The organism is Pseudomonas sp. GW821-FHT09H03, from assembly GCF_059415945.1.
The window spans coordinates 321,021-336,978 of record NZ_JBWKOF010000005.1 but is presented as its reverse complement, the minus strand read 5'-3'; the positions used below and the strand labels follow the sequence as shown (position 1 = coordinate 336,978).

Genomic DNA, 15,958 nt, shown 5'->3' with positions numbered 1-15,958 from the left:
CATCTACTTTCCAGCGCCCGCGAGGCTGCCATGACTACTCACAACGACAAACCAGCCACTCACCCTACCTTTCAACATACCCCCCTGGGGCGTGCCATCAGCCTGCTTTTGGCCGGTGTATTCACCTTCTGCGTGACAGAAGCCGAAGCCGAGGAAAATTCCGTTGTGCCATGCGCCGACGACCTTTGCCCACCCTCCTCAGCCGCTGCCATCGCCGCCCCTTCGTACCTTTTGATCGCCATGCGCGCCAGTGAACAGGCCCCGCTGGTTTTCACCCGGCAGTTGCTGGGCGCACCCGCCCCGCTGGTCGTTACCAGCGCCGATGGTATTGGCATTGCCGACGCTGGCAGCCATGACGACGCCACCGTCAACCTGAGTGCAACCCGCACCATTGGCGTGTTGGCGCAAGCGGCGAGCAGCGTCGGTTTCGAGCGCGGTACCGTCAACAGCATCGCCCTGACCGCCGCCAATGCCAATGAGCAAACAGCCCTGCAGGCACACGACGGCGGCCAGTTGAGCGGCACGGGAGTGACCGTCAATCTGGCTCCGAAGACTGCAAAAGGGGCCATCATCACCGCGAACAACTTGACCGGTGTCAGTGCGCAGGCGGGTGGTCAGGTATCGTTGCGCGACAGCGAAATCACCCTCGGCGGAGGCGTCAACGGTCTGAACAATCAAGGGCTGGTCGCCACGGGCACCGGCAGCCACATCGACTTCCTCGGCGGTTCGGTCAACACCCAATCGAAGGGCTCGATCGCAGCGCTCGCCCAAGACGGCGGCAAAATCACCCTCGGCCAAGGCAGCACCCTCACAACCAGTGGTGCCAACAGCCCAACCACCGGCAGCCATGGCCTGAAGGCGCAAGGCGCGGATAGCCAGATCAGCGCCCGCCAGGTCAGCGTCACTACCAGTGGTGCCCGGGCCAATGCTGTGCGTGCCGAGAGCGGTGCGCGTATTGACCTCGACGCTGCCACGCTCGATACCGGTAGCGCAGTGTATGGCCATGGCCTGCTGGCGACGGGTGAGAACAGTCAGATTTCCCTCGACAACGGATCCGTCACGACCGCCGGTAAAGGCGCTGTCGGTGCCTGGGCGCAGGACGGCGCCCGAATCCAGCTGGGGCAAGGCACGCAAATCAGCACCAGTGGCGCGTCCGTCAACAATGCTTCGGCGCCGCAGGATGAGAAAACCCTCAGTATCAGCCACGGGTTGCTGGCCAGCGGCAGTGATAGCCGGATCGATGCCACCGACGTTACGGTGCGCAGCAATGCCGTCTCTGCCAGCGGTGCCCGCGCCGAAGCGGGTGCAAACATCCAGCTTGAACGCAGCGAACTTATCAGTACCGGTGCCGCCACCAGCACCTCCAGCACCGCTGTGCTGCACGCCCTGAGCGGTGCCAGCATCCTGGCCGATGGCGTCCACGCCAGCGCAACCGGCAACTACATCGGCGGTGTACGCGCCGATGGCAATGGCAGCAGGGTCACGTTGAACCAAGGCAGCGTGGCGCTCAAAGGCGCTGGCAGCGCCGCTGATTTCTCCTCCGCTGCCCGCGCCATGAATGGCGGTGCCGTGAGCATCGAAGGCACCGGGTTGTCGACTCAGGGAACCTTCAGTCACGGCGTCAGCGTCGAAGGCAACGACTCCCGGGCCACCGTTACCGGTAGCCGCATCGCCGTCGGTGGTGCCCGCGCCCATGGCGTTTATGTCAACGAGGGTGCCAGCGCCGAAGTGAGCAGCAGCGACATCCGTCTCGATCCTGCGGCAACCGCAGTCGGCCCCTGGGGGCTCGGCGCATTGGTTGAAGGCCAAGGCTCGCGCCTGCTGCTGAACGACAGCGAAGTGCGTACCACACAAAAAACCAGCTATGGCGTACGCGCCCTCGACGGTGCCGACCTGGAACTCAACAATGGCCTGATCGACACACAAGGCAACTATTCGGCCGGGCTTAGCGCAGGCAGCTCGACGGTGGTTGCCCGCAACCTGAGCGTCCGTACCTCGGGCGATGACAATGCCATGGGTGTCGTGGCGGACGCCGGCTCGACCATCAACCTGTACGGTGGATCGGTGACCACCAGTGGCAACGGCTCACCGGTGCAATCGAACCTGACCTTCCCCCATGCCTTGACCTCGCGTAACGAGGGGGCCCAGCTCAATGCCTATGGCACCAGCGTGCAGACGCTTGGCAATCAGGCCTATGGCGCCGCGGTGGATGATGGCGGCAGCATGCTGCTGGAGGGGCTGACGGTAAAAACCGCCGGACAATACTCGACTGGCCTTTACGCCGGCATCGGTACACTCAAACCCGGCCAGGTGAGCCTGAGCGCCCGCAATGTCAGCGTCGAAACCCTGGGTCAGCAAGCCGCCGGCGCACTGGTCAGCCGTCAGTACCAGTCCCCGACCGCCACCCTCGAATTGATCGACTCCACACTCACCACCCGTGGTCAGTTGTCCCATGGCCTGCAAGCCGAATCCGGGGCACAGCTTCGCGCCAGCAACAGCGCCGTCAGCACCCATGGCGAAAGCGCTCTGGGCGTGCTGGCCAACAACCAGGCCGGCGTGCAACTCGACCAGGTCGGGGTTAACACCCACGGTGACCTGGCCCATGCTCTGGTGGCCAAAAACGCTGCCGTGCTGGACGTCTCCCACAGCACCATCAATGCCGGTGGCGCCCAGGCTGCGGCGCTCTACAGCCAAGGCACCGACACACTTCCAGGCCAGGCAAACGTGGACAACAGCGTGCTGCACAACCGGGAGGGCGCAACCGTAGCCGTCGCTGGCGTGGCCGATCTCAAGCTGCGCGACAGCGTCGTGGGTGGCAGCGGTCAGTGGTTGAATGTCGACAGCGCACTGGACAGCGATGGCAGTCAGGTACCGGACATGGGCACAGGCCTGTGGCAAGGTGTCGGCCGCTCGCTGGCCAGCGCAGGCAACGCCAATATCGATGTGGCAGGCTCAATACTCAACGGCTCGGCCCGTACGGCCGGCGATAGCCATTCCACTGTCAATTTGCGCGATAGCAGCCTGTGGAACCTGACCGGAGATTCGAATCTGGGCACCCTGCGCAATGAATCCAGTCTGATCGACTTCAGCGCGCCAGTGGGCGGAAAATTCAAGAACCTGACGGTCAACGCCTATCATGGCGCCAATGGCACCTTCGCGCTCAACACCTACCTTTACACCGACGACTCCCCTTCCGACAAGCTGGTAGTGGACGGCGGCAAGGCCGATGGCAACAGCAATCTACTCATCAAGAATGCCGGGGGCCCCGGTGCCGTGACGCAGGGTAATGGCATCCTCGTGGTCGATGCAGTCAACGGTGCAACCACCACAACCGACGCGTTCCGCCTGCTCAACAAGGTCAAGGCCGGCCCTTACGAATACAACCTGCACCGTGCCAGCCTTGATGGCAGCAACACCCAAGCCTGGTATTTGCGTTCGACCCGGGACGTTGGCCCGGTTGATCCTGTTGATCCTGTTGATCCTGTTGATCCTGTTGATCCTGTTGATCCTGTTGATCCTGTAGTGCCAGTGGAACCGGTCAAGCCTGTTGACCCAGTCGTACCTGTGACGCCGGTCAAGCCTGTTGAACCAGTCGTGCCTGTGACGCCGGTCAAGCCTGTTGATCCGGTGGTGCCAGTGGTGCCAGTGGTACCGGTCAAGCCTGTTGATCCAGTCGTGCCGGTGGTGCCGGTTAAACCTGTTGAGCCAGTCGTGCCTGTAACGCCGGTCAAGCCTGTTGAACCCGTCGTGCCAGTAGCGCCGGTTGACCCGCAGACTCCAGAAACCCCGAGTACTCCGTCCAATCCGGAGGTACCGGTGGTGCAACCGCAGCAACCGCTCGCGCCAATGCGCCCGCAAGTACCCAACTACCGTGCAGAAACCTCGCTGTACCGCGCGCTGCCCGGGATGCTCCTGAACTACAGCCGTGCCATGGTTGATACCCTGCATGAGCGCGTCGGCGAAGAACGCCGGATGAGCACCGATGCGCTGCCCGTGGAAGCAGTCGACAGCTACGGCCCAAGCCTGGGCTGGGGGCGGTTGATCCACCGCAAGGGCAACGACGAACTGGGCGATAACGCACGCTCCGACTACCGGATTCAGGCGTTCCAGGTCGGTGCCGATCTGTACCGTAACGAAGACGTCGATGGCAGTACTGACCAGGCAGGCCTGTCGCTGAACATCGGCCGCATCAGCGCCAGCATTGAACACAGCGACGGTACCAACGCTGGCGACGATCTGCTGCGCGCCTACGGTGTCGGTGGTTATTGGACACACTTCGGCCCTGAAGGCTGGTACCTGGACGGCGTACTTCAGTTCAACCGCTTCGACATCAAGGCAACCCCCATTGACATGGATGCGTTCAAGACCCGCGGCCACGGGGTCACCGCTTCCCTGGAAGGTGGCTACCCGTTCCATGCCAACAAAGACAAAAACCTGCACATCGAGCCACAAGCCCAGGTGATCGTCAGCAAGGTCCGGATCGACGACAACCATGACGAGGCCGCCAAGGTGCGCTTCGAAGATGTGGACTCCCTGACCGGCCGCCTTGGTGTACGTATCGACAAAGACTGGTTCCGCGAGGACGCCAAAGGCAAGCTACACCGCACCAACGGCTGGGTGCGCCCAAGCGTCTGGCACGAGTTCAAAGGCAAGACAAAGACCGAGTTTTCTTCCACCGACGGCTATGTTCCCTTCGCCACCGACATGAGCGGGACATGGGGTGAGCTTAATCTGGGCGTCGACTACCAGGTTGATGAACGCACCACCGTCACCGGTTCGGTTGGCTATCAGAAAGCATTTGGCGAGGACAGCCGAAGCTATGAAGGCATACTCGGGATCAAGGTGAAGTTCTGAATAAAAACGCCCGGTTCGATCGGGCGTTTTCCAATCATCAGCAAGCGCGACAAGGGGCGTTAAACTTCAGTTCGGAACTGGTCCGGGACGTTTTCCCCTTGTCATAGGCAGAAGTCGGTCGATTTCTGCCTTTTCCTTTAAGGAGAATCTGGCACGCGACGCTGGATTTGCGCCGGTTATCCCGCTGCCGCGAGCCAATGCAGGTTTGCCGGGCTGCCCGCTTGGCGGCGTTTGGACCGAGGCCAAACTCAAGCGTAATTCAAGCTCATCTGCGCGCTTACCCCGGCCAGCTTTCGCGTCAGCAAGTGCTTTGAGTTCAATAGTGAAGGCAGATCTTGCCAAAGTGACTGGCGCTAAGCTGGTGGGCAAAGGCCTCGGCAATCTGCTCCAGTGGATAGCGGCTGTCGATGACGGGGCGCCAGCTGAAGTTTTCCAGTGCTCGCACCATATCCTGCTGCTGCTCGCGACTGCCGACGATCAAGCCACGCAGAGTTTGTTGCTTGCGCATCAACTCCAGAGTTGGAACGCTGCCGCAAATACCGGTGAGTACGCCTATCAGCGCGATGTGGCCGCCGGGTGCGCAGGCGCGTATGGATTGGGGCAATGTGCCTGGCCCACCCACTTCGACCACTATGTCGGCACCACGCCCCTCTGTGGCGTCCAGCACGGAGTCTCCCCACTCTGGTTGGCTTTTGTAATTGATGACTTGGTCGGCCCCCAGCGCCAGTAGGCGCTCCCTCTTGGTTTCGGACGAGGTCGTGGCAATTACCCGGGCGCCCATGGATTTGGCCATCTGCAACGCCAGGATGGAAACGCCGCCGGTTCCCAGCACCAGCACCGTATCGCCCGCCTGAATGCGCCCGTCGACCACCAGCGCACGCCAGGCGGTCAGGCCTGCCGTGGTCAGAGTGGCGGCTTCTTCGTGGGTGTAGCCCTTGGGCGCGAGGGTGAACGCATCAGTAGCCATGTTGACTACTTCGCGGGCAAAGCCGTCGACGCCATCGCCAGGCACCGTCTGAAAGGTGGTGGGCACGACCCGCCCCGATTTCCAGGAGGGGAAGAAGCACGACAGCACGTGGTCGCCAACGGCGAACTCGGTCACTCCTTCGCCAACAGCGGTGACGACTCCGGCACCATCGGACATGGGGATGCGCCCATTCTCTGCGCGGGCATGGCCGGTGACGACACCGAGGTCGTGATAATTGAGCGAGCTGGCATGAATCCGCACCTGAATCTCACCCTCTTGGGGCGCACCCGGGGCAGGCATGTCGACCAGGCGCATATTATCCAGACCAGCGGGGTGTTGCAGTTGAATGACTTTCATGATGGTCCTAGAGTTAGTCTTGCGCTAAACCACGCATGCTGTTCATACCGATGACGAAGTGCAACTTCAGGTCGTTCTTTGCGCACAGTACGTGTTGATGCCTCTTTATAACAATACCGCCGACCTAGCGCCCATCCCTTCATATCCCATTTGCTGATGCTACGCATTTGATCCGGGGGCAATCGGTACACGACGACGCCTTCCTGCACGAAGCCTGCGTGCAGCTTGAAGCGCACTTTGCAATAGGCCAGGCCACTGCTGGTCGAAACCGGCGACGCGTTGGCCATCAGAGGTCTGGATATTGGTGAACTTCATGGCTGGGTCTTCATTTGCAAAATGGGCAGGCGTTAACCTACAGCGACGGCCCCTTCGAGCCCGCTGCGAGGTCAGTGTTAACGATGAACGCGTGATTACTTGGGCGCGTACTGCATCTCGTCGCCACCGAATGACCAGTCTTCACGGCTGACGTCCGCCAGGTTGATCCACACGTCTTCTTTACGGATACCGATTTTTTTGTGGATGCCGTCGGCGATGGCTTTGTAGAAGGCCTTCTTGACTTCGACCGTGCGCCCGGCGTTCCAGGTGATCTGGATGAAACGATAGTCTGTGAGACCGCCGATCGGAAGGAGCACAGGTCGTCGCGCATGGTCATGAAGACCGCGCGTTCCTGAGTAGTCAAATATTTGTATATTGTCCATCAAGATCAGTGATCTAATCGGCGTTCCCGTAACTTTGGCGTGACTTTGAAAAATACTTAGGATATTTATGATCAAACGGATCATTAAATTTTGGCGCCTTTGAAATGTGACTTAGTTCCTCGATTACTTTCCCCTCAAGCGGTTTATCCGAAAGGTGCGAAAGTTCTTTTTTATCGACACCAATTGAGAATTTTCCATATTGGCTTTCTAGTCGTTTAAAAGAAGCTTTCAGGTTTTCTGGACTACCTTCTGCTAGAAAATAACGATCATTAACAACACCGCAAATACCGGATCCATATTCGCATTTGGCGGACGTTAACCTGCGCAAACTACGGATATTCTTTCCCAGCCATAGATCGTATGTGACGATTTTCGATTTTGAAAAGTCAGCCCTTCCCACGACATTTTCAATCCAAGATGACATGCCGTTAAAAAAGCCTCCATCTTTATCATTTTCTTGAATAGGAGAGGATTGTGTAGAAACATGCATCCATACATTTGTCCTATCATTTAAAATGAAATAGTATTTTTCTATAACCCCTCCAGCTTTATTGTAATTAAACTTTACAAGGAAACGATGTGTTATTTGCGGCCGCCATCCACCCTCGACTTGTGACCGTACACCTTGCCCTTCATTTGTGAAATGATAACTTGACACATTTTCGGCACTAGAGAGTGCTATTGTTTTTGCATAATCGGTTCCTGGCCCGGATGGATTCCAAAAAGCATTCATCAGGACACTGTGATTCTCTCCGGGCTGCCAGAGCATTCCGTTATATCCTCGGTAGTAAGAATTCGCATAAAACATCCCGGGAATTGACTCCAATGCCGTCATCTCCCCGTACAGGTAGTAGTATTTTTGGTCGGGATCTACTTTCCAGCGCAACAGCTCGGTGGCCGCAAATGCAGAGGATGTACATACAATCCCAAAAAACACGGCAATAATAATATTTATGGTTTTTCTCATATAGATCCTTTTGGCAATTCTTTAAAAGTATGACTTGACGACGCTCTCACCGCTATGGAACGTGAAGCAATGAGCGTTGATATGAGTAACAGCATCTCTTGGGAAGGTCTGAATTAGATTAGATGCGCCTATTTTTGACTGATTTTTTTGATGGAAATTTACGGAATCCATAGTTATGTTTAGAATCAATCCTATTTCCTCTGAGTTCTTGCCATCAGCAGTCCACCTGAGAACTTCTTTCTCACGCAAGCTCAGCTTTATGGAGGGTATTGGGATACTAAGCAGTTCTAACTCCTGAATACACGCCCCTGCCAACTCGGAAACATCTTTATATAGAGCTTGTTTTTTTAAAATCCAGCCATCTTTATATTTCCGCAAGGCCTAGCCAAACTCAAAAGCCCAACACCGCCTGTATTATTAAAAGAAGGTTGCGCTACACCTATTTTTAAATTGAATTCCTGGGTCCCACTCCACAAATCCATTGACTCATGAAAAATATCTTTGGACCATACAACCGCTTCTATATTTTTTTTGTTATGTAGCACTGCAGGATCACTAAGCGCATAGTTCTGTGCCTGATATCTCCTTACCCACTCCAAAGGATAATTAGTATACATTTCAACCTCTGGCCGCATGAACGGAACACTACTACAGAAACCGTAGGCAAAATATTAAAAAACCAACTGTTCTGCTAGAATTACTGAACAGCGCCTTATCTCCTCCAAATCAGTAGTCTCAGAAACTTTCGCCCACGCCGACATCGCCCACGCGATGAGTTGATTGTTCCCCCCAGTCGTACCGCTTCCCTCCGCCCTAGTGGGTAGGGTTTAGGTGCTTATTTTAAAAGCACACCAGAAAAATGTTTGTTAACAAGCTCTAATCCCCCTACCGCTACCTAAGCAAACATCAACTAGACGTTAAAGCTGACAGGAAATTAATAAATCGAAATAATAATATAGCTTCGCACGCTTAGATCCAGAAATACCATAGGATCTACCGGACAGACAAATTAAATAAAATTCATACTTCCACTCAACTCCCAAGACAACGCTTCTAGATAATTAGCATTGCAGCGAAGCCAAATTCAAACTTCCTTCATAGGTACCAAATTTTACAACTCGTCAAAATACGGCGCTCTATTGCAATTCAATTTTGGACCTGCAAAATCAGCAAGTTGGCCGGCATGCGGAGCTGGCTGGCCTCGCGGGTATGACGGCACCGACATCCCATGCCCGTAAAACTGGTTATGTTGTGACATGTATCTTGCGGAGCAAACACCGTAGGTGGAATCGAGGGGATGGAATGTATCAGCACTAACAATAATTTCGACAAGCATTGACTGATCCTATCCGCTCCATAGCCTCCACATTCCAAGCGGATAGTTGACGGCTGATGCTGTGCTCCCGATTTCCATCAGAAGCCCATCACCATGACGCGTCCAAATGCCAGCGTCGCAAAAGTGTACCTCTACCCGAAGCCTGTAGATTTTCGAAAGTCAATCGACGGCCTGGCCGCATTGGTCGAACTGGACATCAAAGTTGCAGTATTCGACCCCGTGCTTTTCGTCTTTCTAAATCGCCACCGCAACCGCGTCAAAGTGTTGTACTGGGTGCGCAACGGCTTTTGCCTTTGGCTCAAGCGCCTGGAGACTGAGCTCTTCAAACCTTCCCCTGATGAGATCGACAAGGCGATCGTGCTAACTGTCCAGGAATTAAACTGCTTACTCGATGGCTTTGATCTCTGGCGCAATCTTCCTCATAAGGTTTTAACGCCAAGATTCGTCGCCTGACGGGTATAGTCCCCGGCATGAATTTTGTTGCCGCTGACCGAAAACTGACCCAGTAAAGGCTGTTCTGCCGTCCGAAAACTGACCCATGTGTTCAACTGCTGCTGCTCAATTTTTGAGCCGGAGAATACAGGGTGATCAGCATGGAAATGATGGGCAAAATTCGGCGCATGTATTTTCGCGACAAGCTGTCGCTGCATCAGATAGCCAAGCGTACCGGGCTGCCGAGAAACACCATCCGAAAATGGGTCAGAGCACCCGAAGCCACTCAACCGGCGTACCTGCGGTGCGCAGCCTCCAACAAACTCAGTCCGTTTCACCAGACGCTGGAGCAAGCGCTCAAGGCCGATTCGTTTCGGGCAAAGCACAATCGCAGGAGCGTCAAAGCGCTCTTCAAGCATATCAAGGCCGAGGGTTACGACGGCGGCTACAGCCAACTCACCGCCTTCATACGTTCGTGGCGCGGTGAGCAAGGCAAATCCTTAGGGGCCTTTGTACCGTTGACGTTCGCACTCGGCGAGGCCTTTCAGTCCGACTGGAGAGTGAGCACGCAAGTGCAGCAATCGGCCAAAAACGGACTGTTCCGCTTTGCCTTAGCAGGCCTCCGTTGAGGCATGGAGGTGTCTACGAAATCTGGGGTGCCTCAAAGAAGCGGAATGCTGTAGCTCACAATCACCCGGTTCTGATCTTGATCACGGGCAGCTTCGCTGTTGGATTTACCGTTACGCCAGCCGAAGCCAACACCTTTGAGCACACCCGACTGAAGGACGTAGTCCAGAGTAATGTCTCTTTCCCATTCTTTCTGATCACTACCGGATGCTGTCTTGATATTGTTGCCGGAAAGGTACATGACCGATGCTTTCAGGCCAGGAACGCCCAGAGCGGCGAAGTCGTAGGCATACTGACCGAAAGCTGTATTCTCACCTGCACGGGTGAAGCTTTGGATAAAGCGATCGGTATATAAGTAGACGCTCGACCCACCGGCACCCTTGTCTACAAGGCCACCCTGATTGAGTTGTGTAAAATTGCTGCCATCTGAAACGCTTTGATACCCCGCCGTAACAGCGTGCCCATCTACGGTGTAAATCAGTGCAGCACTCCAGGTGCGGTTATCGATCTCGCCATCGCCGTTTTCGGTGTAGCCACTGATTCTGTAACCAGTGGTTCCGGAGCTGTTGGCACCTGACGAGTCAGTTTTAAAGTAGCGCAGGTCGGTTTTCAGGGATTGGTTGTCCGAGAACGCAAGCGTGTGAATCAGTCCGAAAAACTGCTGGGTATAGTAGTTGTCTAGATTGGCATAGTAGTACTGAGCCGTCAGATCCTTGGTGACTTTCCAGTCGCCGCCGGCGAAATCGAACTGGTTGCTTTCACGCACACCGCCCAGAGCGGCCAGCCCCGTCTGATCAGTTGAACCGCGACCTGTTGCATGTTCAATTCGCCCACCCGTCAGGGTCAGATCCTTGAACTCGCTCGAAGTGATTTGGCCGCCGTCGAAGGTTTGTTGAAGCACCCGTCCATCGTTGGCGACCAGAATCGGAAGCTTCGGAATCAGAGTGCCGTAGCGCAGTTCAGTATTGGATATTTTGACTTTTCCGGTCAGCCCCAACCGACTCCACTCATCGACGGCACGATTGTCACCCTTTGAAGGAATCATGGTGCTGCCGACGTGTCGTCCTTTCCCCGTGTCCAAGGTAACGCCCAGCAACCCCAAGGCATCGACACCAAAACCGACGGTACCATCGGTATATCCCGACTTGACGTCCAGCATGAAACCCTGAGCCCACTCTTCGGTTTTCGAAGGAGCAGCGGTGCCATCACGGTTGTCGTTATTGAAGTAGAAGTTCCTCATTCCCAAGGTAGCTTTGCTATCACTTAGGAAGTCAGCAAACGCCTGATTACTCAGGGCAATGCTACCAAATACCAAAGTTACAGATATTTTCTTTACGCTCATTTATAACGCTCCGATTTTTTATATTTTTTAAGTAACAGAAGCAACAAGGAAATCTGTCAAACCAACGCAACACACACGAATCCCACGCAGCACTCGCTAACGCGAACGCATCAACTCAATAAGCACAATGGAATGCCTTCCATCTTATCTACTGGCATAATCCGCTTTCTGGCTCCCAATAAATCAGGAAGTATTTTTTATCGAGGCGAACGTCCCCTTCCGCCATTTAACGCAAATGTCGTTCAATACCTAAAGTCGGATGCCGGTCTTTAAGCGCGGCAGGCAGGGCTGTGGAATGAAGGCCCGTTGGGTTTTAGCCGGATTCCCTCGCGAAGCCTTTTCCATGGAATATCCGCAGGATCCGCTGTCATGGGCCCAGGTGCCTTGGCAACGAGTACGTGGTCGGCAATCGGCGCGAAATCAGCGCGAAAATGAACAGAGCTCTTGTTAACCAGTACACTCATTTGCTCGGGTTCTATACCTGCCATCCGATATAAATTCCTATCCAGCATCTGACATTTACCAGAGCTGACAGCAATCTTCACACCCCCGATTTTCAAGCATGCAACAGGCCCGACATCAACCTCCATGCCATTCATCATGGGCCCTGCAAAACGACAGCGGCCATCGGATAAATGCATTACTTCAAAGCGCCCCTGCAGGGGACTGTCGCCCGGTGCACCCGACTGCCCCCCCAGCGCTATATCAATGAAACCGCCTACCCCGGCTGCAATGGAGGACTGAACGGCTGCCGGGTCACAAAGCAATCCTACGGCGGCATTAGTAGCACCGTGTTTAATGAGTGCTTTAAGCATTCCTGTCGTGTTCGAATCCCCGCCTGCTCCCGGGTTGTCTTGAGTATCGGCAATGACGATTGGACGCTGGGCGGTTTCTGCTAATGTCATTGCTCGGAGCACTGCTTCATCCGGGAGGAGGAAAGGCACTTCCCACTGATCCTCCTCCCGCACTACTTTTTTATAGAGGGCGGAGACGGCATTTTTGATATCTTGTCTATCTGTTCCGTAACCCCAGATAACTGGCCCACACTCCTCAAAATCAGCGGCTGGAAAGCCTGGAGTAAATGACAATGAAAGGCCTGCGGACTCAAGGTGTGCTAACTGATCGTAAAGGCTTCGTGCTGGCTCCATGAGCGTGCACATCCCGTTTATCGGGATCAGGAAAGGGAGTCGCAAGCTTTCGCAATGCAGTTTTCCCGACCGGAGCCGCAAATCAAGTAATTTGGCAGCGCGTGCGCCAGTATCAGCCATATCCACGTGGGGATAAGTACGAAATGCAATCATTGCGTCTGCGTGGTTGAGCATCAACTCAGTCACATTAGCGTGTAAATCCAAAGATACGACTATCGGCATATCTTGTCCGACCACATCTCGTAGCCGAGCCAGAAGCGTTCCTTCACCGTCGTCCGTATGATCGGCAACCATCGCCCCATGCAGGTCTAGATATATACCGTCGATTGCTTCGTTTGCAGCGGCATTTATGATTTCATCGGTAATGCGGTCGTAGGTCTCTTGAGTGACATGTGCGGATGGACTGGCTCCAGCCCAGATCACCGGGACTACTTCATAGCCCAAGCGCTCGGCTTCAATCAGAAACCCGCCTGCCGGAATATTAACATTCCGAAGTTCCAACATTTCAGCGCCTCTTACCATTTGAGGAAAACCTTCACCCCTGACAAAGTTTTCATATTCAGCTTTGGAGGGCGCAAACGTATTTGTTTCATGCTGAAAACCAGCGATCAGAATTCGATATTTCATGGTTATTAAACGCCTTGTGGAAATTTTTAGACAGGCTGTGTAGTGCAAACTTTTTGCTGAGCACGTTGGGGTCTGTTGGCGGCGAGTATCAAAGAACCTGCTACTAGAATTGCGGCCATGACCAGAAGACCTGAATCAGAATTACCAGTGACGGACTTGGCATAACCGATCAACGTGGGACTGAGAAACCCGCCCGTCAATCCAATGGTGTTAATAACTGCGATGCCACCCGCCGCAGTGTCACCTTTGAGATATTGCGAAGGAATTGCCCAGAACACCGTATAAGCAACCCACATCATGGTCGTAGCTAGAGTTAAAAAAGTTAGCGCTATAAAAAAGTCGGACTTATAAATCACTGACCCAGTCAAGCAAATCGCCGCCATCAATGCCGGTATCGCGGTGTGCCAACGCCGCTCATAGAAACGATCTGAGGTGCGACCAAATATCAACATCCCCAGCATCGCACCTATGTATGGAATCGCTGAGTAAAAGCCGATCTGCATGACGCCTTGAACGCCTGCGTCCTTCAGAATGGACGGCAGCCAAAAGCTCATTGTGTAAATTCCGCAGATCAAGCAGAAGTAACCGGCCGCCATTAGATACACACGCGGGTCTTTTAATACTTGAACAAATGAATGGTGGGCTCCCTGCCCTTCACCGATATGCGCATTCAGCACTTGTTTTTCACGCGCACTCAACCAAGGCGCGACCGAGGGTTTATCGCTAAGAACTTTCAGCGCTATGATACCTAACGCTACAGCCGGTAATGCCTCAAGAAAAAACATCCATTGCCATCCGGCCAGGCCGTGGAAACCTGCGAAGGTGGTCATGATCCACGCGGACAAAGGTGCCCCAAATATGCCGCCCAGTGGCCCGGCAAGCATAACGATCGCCATCACCCTGCCTAACCGCTCACGCCCGTACCAATAGGTAAGGTAAAAAATCATTCCGGGAGCGAAACCCGCCTCAAAGACGCCGAGGAGAAAACGCAGCACGTAAAATGATCTCTCGCTTTCTACGAACACCATGCATGCAGATGTAATACCCCACAAAATCATCACCCGGCTGAGCGTCTTGCGCGCTCCGATCTTCGGCAAGAGCAAATTGCTAGGTGTTTCGAACAGGGCATAGCCTACAAAAAATATTCCGGCACCCAGTCCATAAGCAGCGTCGGATAAACTTAGATCGCTTTGCATCTGAAGCTTGGCAAATCCCACATTTACCCTATCCAGGTACGCCACCACGTAACACAGGAGCAAAAAGGGTAATAACCGCCAGTCTATTTTTCGATAGATGGTCGATAGCTCGCTTGATGGATTAATGCACCTTTGCATACTGCCTCCGCTTTGGGCGTTTTTATTGTGTGATTGATATTCAGGCGGAATGGCAAGGCGAGCAACAGCAACTTTTTGATGGTATCGTTGCTCTGGGGGCAACGCTCATGCAAGGGGAGGATTTTCTGTGAGAGATCTGAATCAACGCCGAATGCGGTATTTCTATGAGGTGCTGTCCAGTGGCTCCATTCGCGGGGCAGCAGAAAACCTGAACACGGCACCTTCAGTCATCACCCGGCAAATCCAACTACTGGAAGAGGAAGTAGAAACCGTATTGTTTGAAAGGCAAGCACGTGGCGTGGTTCCTACTGAAGCAGCCCACCTTCTCCTGGAGTTCTGGCGCGGCTGCCAGGCACAACAAGAACATCTTGAAGACCGCTTGCGAGGATTGAAGGGCTTAAGGGAGGGTGAAGTCCGTATCGTTACCAGCGAGGGGTTCATCGACTTGCTGATCGACAATGTTTTGAGGGATTTTACTGCCACCTATCCTAGTATTCGTATCAGTCTAGATGTGCTTCCGGTTAAGAGCGTTCTGGAGGAAGTAGTTCAGAGCGCCGCCCATATCGGCCTCGCGTACAATCCACCTGCGCACCCTGAAGTCGCCTACCGAGCATCATCACTGCAACCTGTTCGGTTGCTCATGCGATCAGATCATCCGCTTACGCATCTCAGTGAACCGCTGAAATTCGAAGAGATAATGCGTTACCCGTTGGCTGTAATGCCGCTTCAATACGGGTTAGGACAGATTATTCAGCTCGTTACACATACAGAAAATCTATCCATTCGACCGGCCATGGTAACGAACTCTCTTACCGCCCTCCGACGTTATGTGATGAGCGGAGAAGCGGTAACGATGATGAGCGAATTCTCCGCCTTTAACGATATGATCAGTGGCGATCTGGTGACTCGATCAATCGATCATCCACTATTTCAAAATATACATGCTCGTCTTCTAGTAAAAAAAAGCAAGCCCCAGTCTGTTGCTGCAGAAGAGCTGATAAAGTGGATTAAAGAGCGGATATTTATATTCAATCAATAACAACCAAAGATAGATTGTTGGCTCCGACGCCGAGTTGAGCCAGTTGCCGAGATGCCGAGATGCCACTGACCCAGCCTGAGTCTTCGCGAATCGTTGCCTGTGCTCGATTTTTTATCTAGTTGGGAGGCAGTCTTGTTTCAGCACCCGAGTCAACTCGGCGTCTACGTCTTTTGATAAGCCAGGACTCGCCCGGGTATCTACGAAATTTGGGAGGATTCATTGTGCCGGAA

Annotated in this window: 10 protein-coding genes and 2 pseudogenes; 4 read left to right on the top strand and 8 right to left on the bottom strand. The window is 54.2% G+C overall.

Going from position 1 to position 15,958, the window contains the following annotated elements; translation table 11 throughout:
- Nucleotides 1-30 precede the first annotated feature (30 nt).
- Complete coding sequence (locus AC07OG_RS09755; protein WP_495066896.1) at nt 31-4,854, top strand: autotransporter outer membrane beta-barrel domain-containing protein; 4,824 nt, start codon at nt 31-33, stop codon at nt 4,852-4,854.
- A gap of 316 nt (nt 4,855-5,170) precedes the next feature.
- Here AC07OG_RS09755 and AC07OG_RS09750 read toward each other — a convergent pair whose 3' ends face one another.
- The 5 genes and pseudogenes from AC07OG_RS09750 to AC07OG_RS09730 form a co-directional block, all read right to left on the bottom strand.
- On the bottom strand, nt 5,171-6,178 hold the full coding sequence (locus AC07OG_RS09750; RefSeq protein WP_060540645.1) for a zinc-dependent alcohol dehydrogenase family protein: 1,008 nt from the start codon (nt 6,176-6,178) through the stop codon (nt 5,171-5,173).
- Between the two features lie 410 nt (nt 6,179-6,588).
- Nucleotides 6,589-6,810: a tautomerase family protein gene (locus AC07OG_RS09745; RefSeq protein ID WP_495066895.1), complete on the bottom strand. Its 222-nt coding sequence runs from the start codon at nt 6,808-6,810 to the stop codon at nt 6,589-6,591.
- A gap of 79 nt (nt 6,811-6,889) precedes the next feature.
- Nucleotides 6,890-7,843, bottom strand: coding sequence for a DUF3472 domain-containing protein (locus tag AC07OG_RS09740; protein ID WP_495066894.1), 954 nt, complete (start codon nt 7,841-7,843; stop codon nt 6,890-6,892).
- Nucleotides 7,844-7,864: 21 nt separating this feature from the next.
- Nucleotides 7,865-8,092, bottom strand: a complete 228-nt coding sequence (locus AC07OG_RS09735; protein ID WP_495066921.1) for a LuxR C-terminal-related transcriptional regulator — start codon at nt 8,090-8,092, stop codon at nt 7,865-7,867.
- A gap of 98 nt (nt 8,093-8,190) precedes the next feature.
- Nucleotides 8,191-8,502, bottom strand: a pseudogene (locus AC07OG_RS09730) (autoinducer binding domain-containing protein); the annotation flags it as partial.
- 770 nt (nt 8,503-9,272) lie between these two features.
- Here AC07OG_RS09730 and tnpB point away from each other — a divergent pair.
- Together tnpB and AC07OG_RS09720 are read left to right on the top strand one after the other, a co-directional pair.
- The gene (gene tnpB, locus AC07OG_RS09725) at nt 9,273-9,632 is read left to right on the top strand and encodes an IS66 family insertion sequence element accessory protein TnpB (protein ID WP_495066893.1); all 360 of its coding nucleotides are present in this window, start codon (nt 9,273-9,275) and stop codon (nt 9,630-9,632) included.
- Between the two features lie 149 nt (nt 9,633-9,781).
- Nucleotides 9,782-10,168: pseudogene (locus tag AC07OG_RS09720) on the top strand (IS21 family transposase); the annotation flags it as partial.
- Nucleotides 10,169-10,272: 104 nt separating this feature from the next.
- On the opposite strand, the gene AC07OG_RS09715 reads toward AC07OG_RS09720, so the two are convergent.
- The 3 genes from AC07OG_RS09715 to AC07OG_RS09705 form a co-directional block, all read right to left on the bottom strand.
- Entirely contained in the window at nt 10,273-11,580 is a 1,308-nt protein-coding gene (locus AC07OG_RS09715) for an OprD family porin (protein WP_495066892.1), read from the bottom strand.
- Nucleotides 11,581-11,849: 269 nt separating this feature from the next.
- The gene (locus AC07OG_RS09710) at nt 11,850-13,355 is read right to left on the bottom strand and encodes a M81 family metallopeptidase (protein WP_495066891.1); all 1,506 of its coding nucleotides are present in this window, start codon (nt 13,353-13,355) and stop codon (nt 11,850-11,852) included.
- Between the two features lie 26 nt (nt 13,356-13,381).
- The gene (locus AC07OG_RS09705; protein WP_495066890.1) at nt 13,382-14,689 is read right to left on the bottom strand and encodes an MFS transporter; all 1,308 of its coding nucleotides are present in this window, start codon (nt 14,687-14,689) and stop codon (nt 13,382-13,384) included.
- A gap of 127 nt (nt 14,690-14,816) precedes the next feature.
- On the opposite strand from AC07OG_RS09705, the gene AC07OG_RS09700 reads away from it, so the two are divergent.
- Nucleotides 14,817-15,728: a LysR family transcriptional regulator gene (locus tag AC07OG_RS09700; protein WP_495066889.1), complete on the top strand. Its 912-nt coding sequence runs from the start codon at nt 14,817-14,819 to the stop codon at nt 15,726-15,728.
- Nucleotides 15,729-15,958 lie beyond the last annotated feature (230 nt).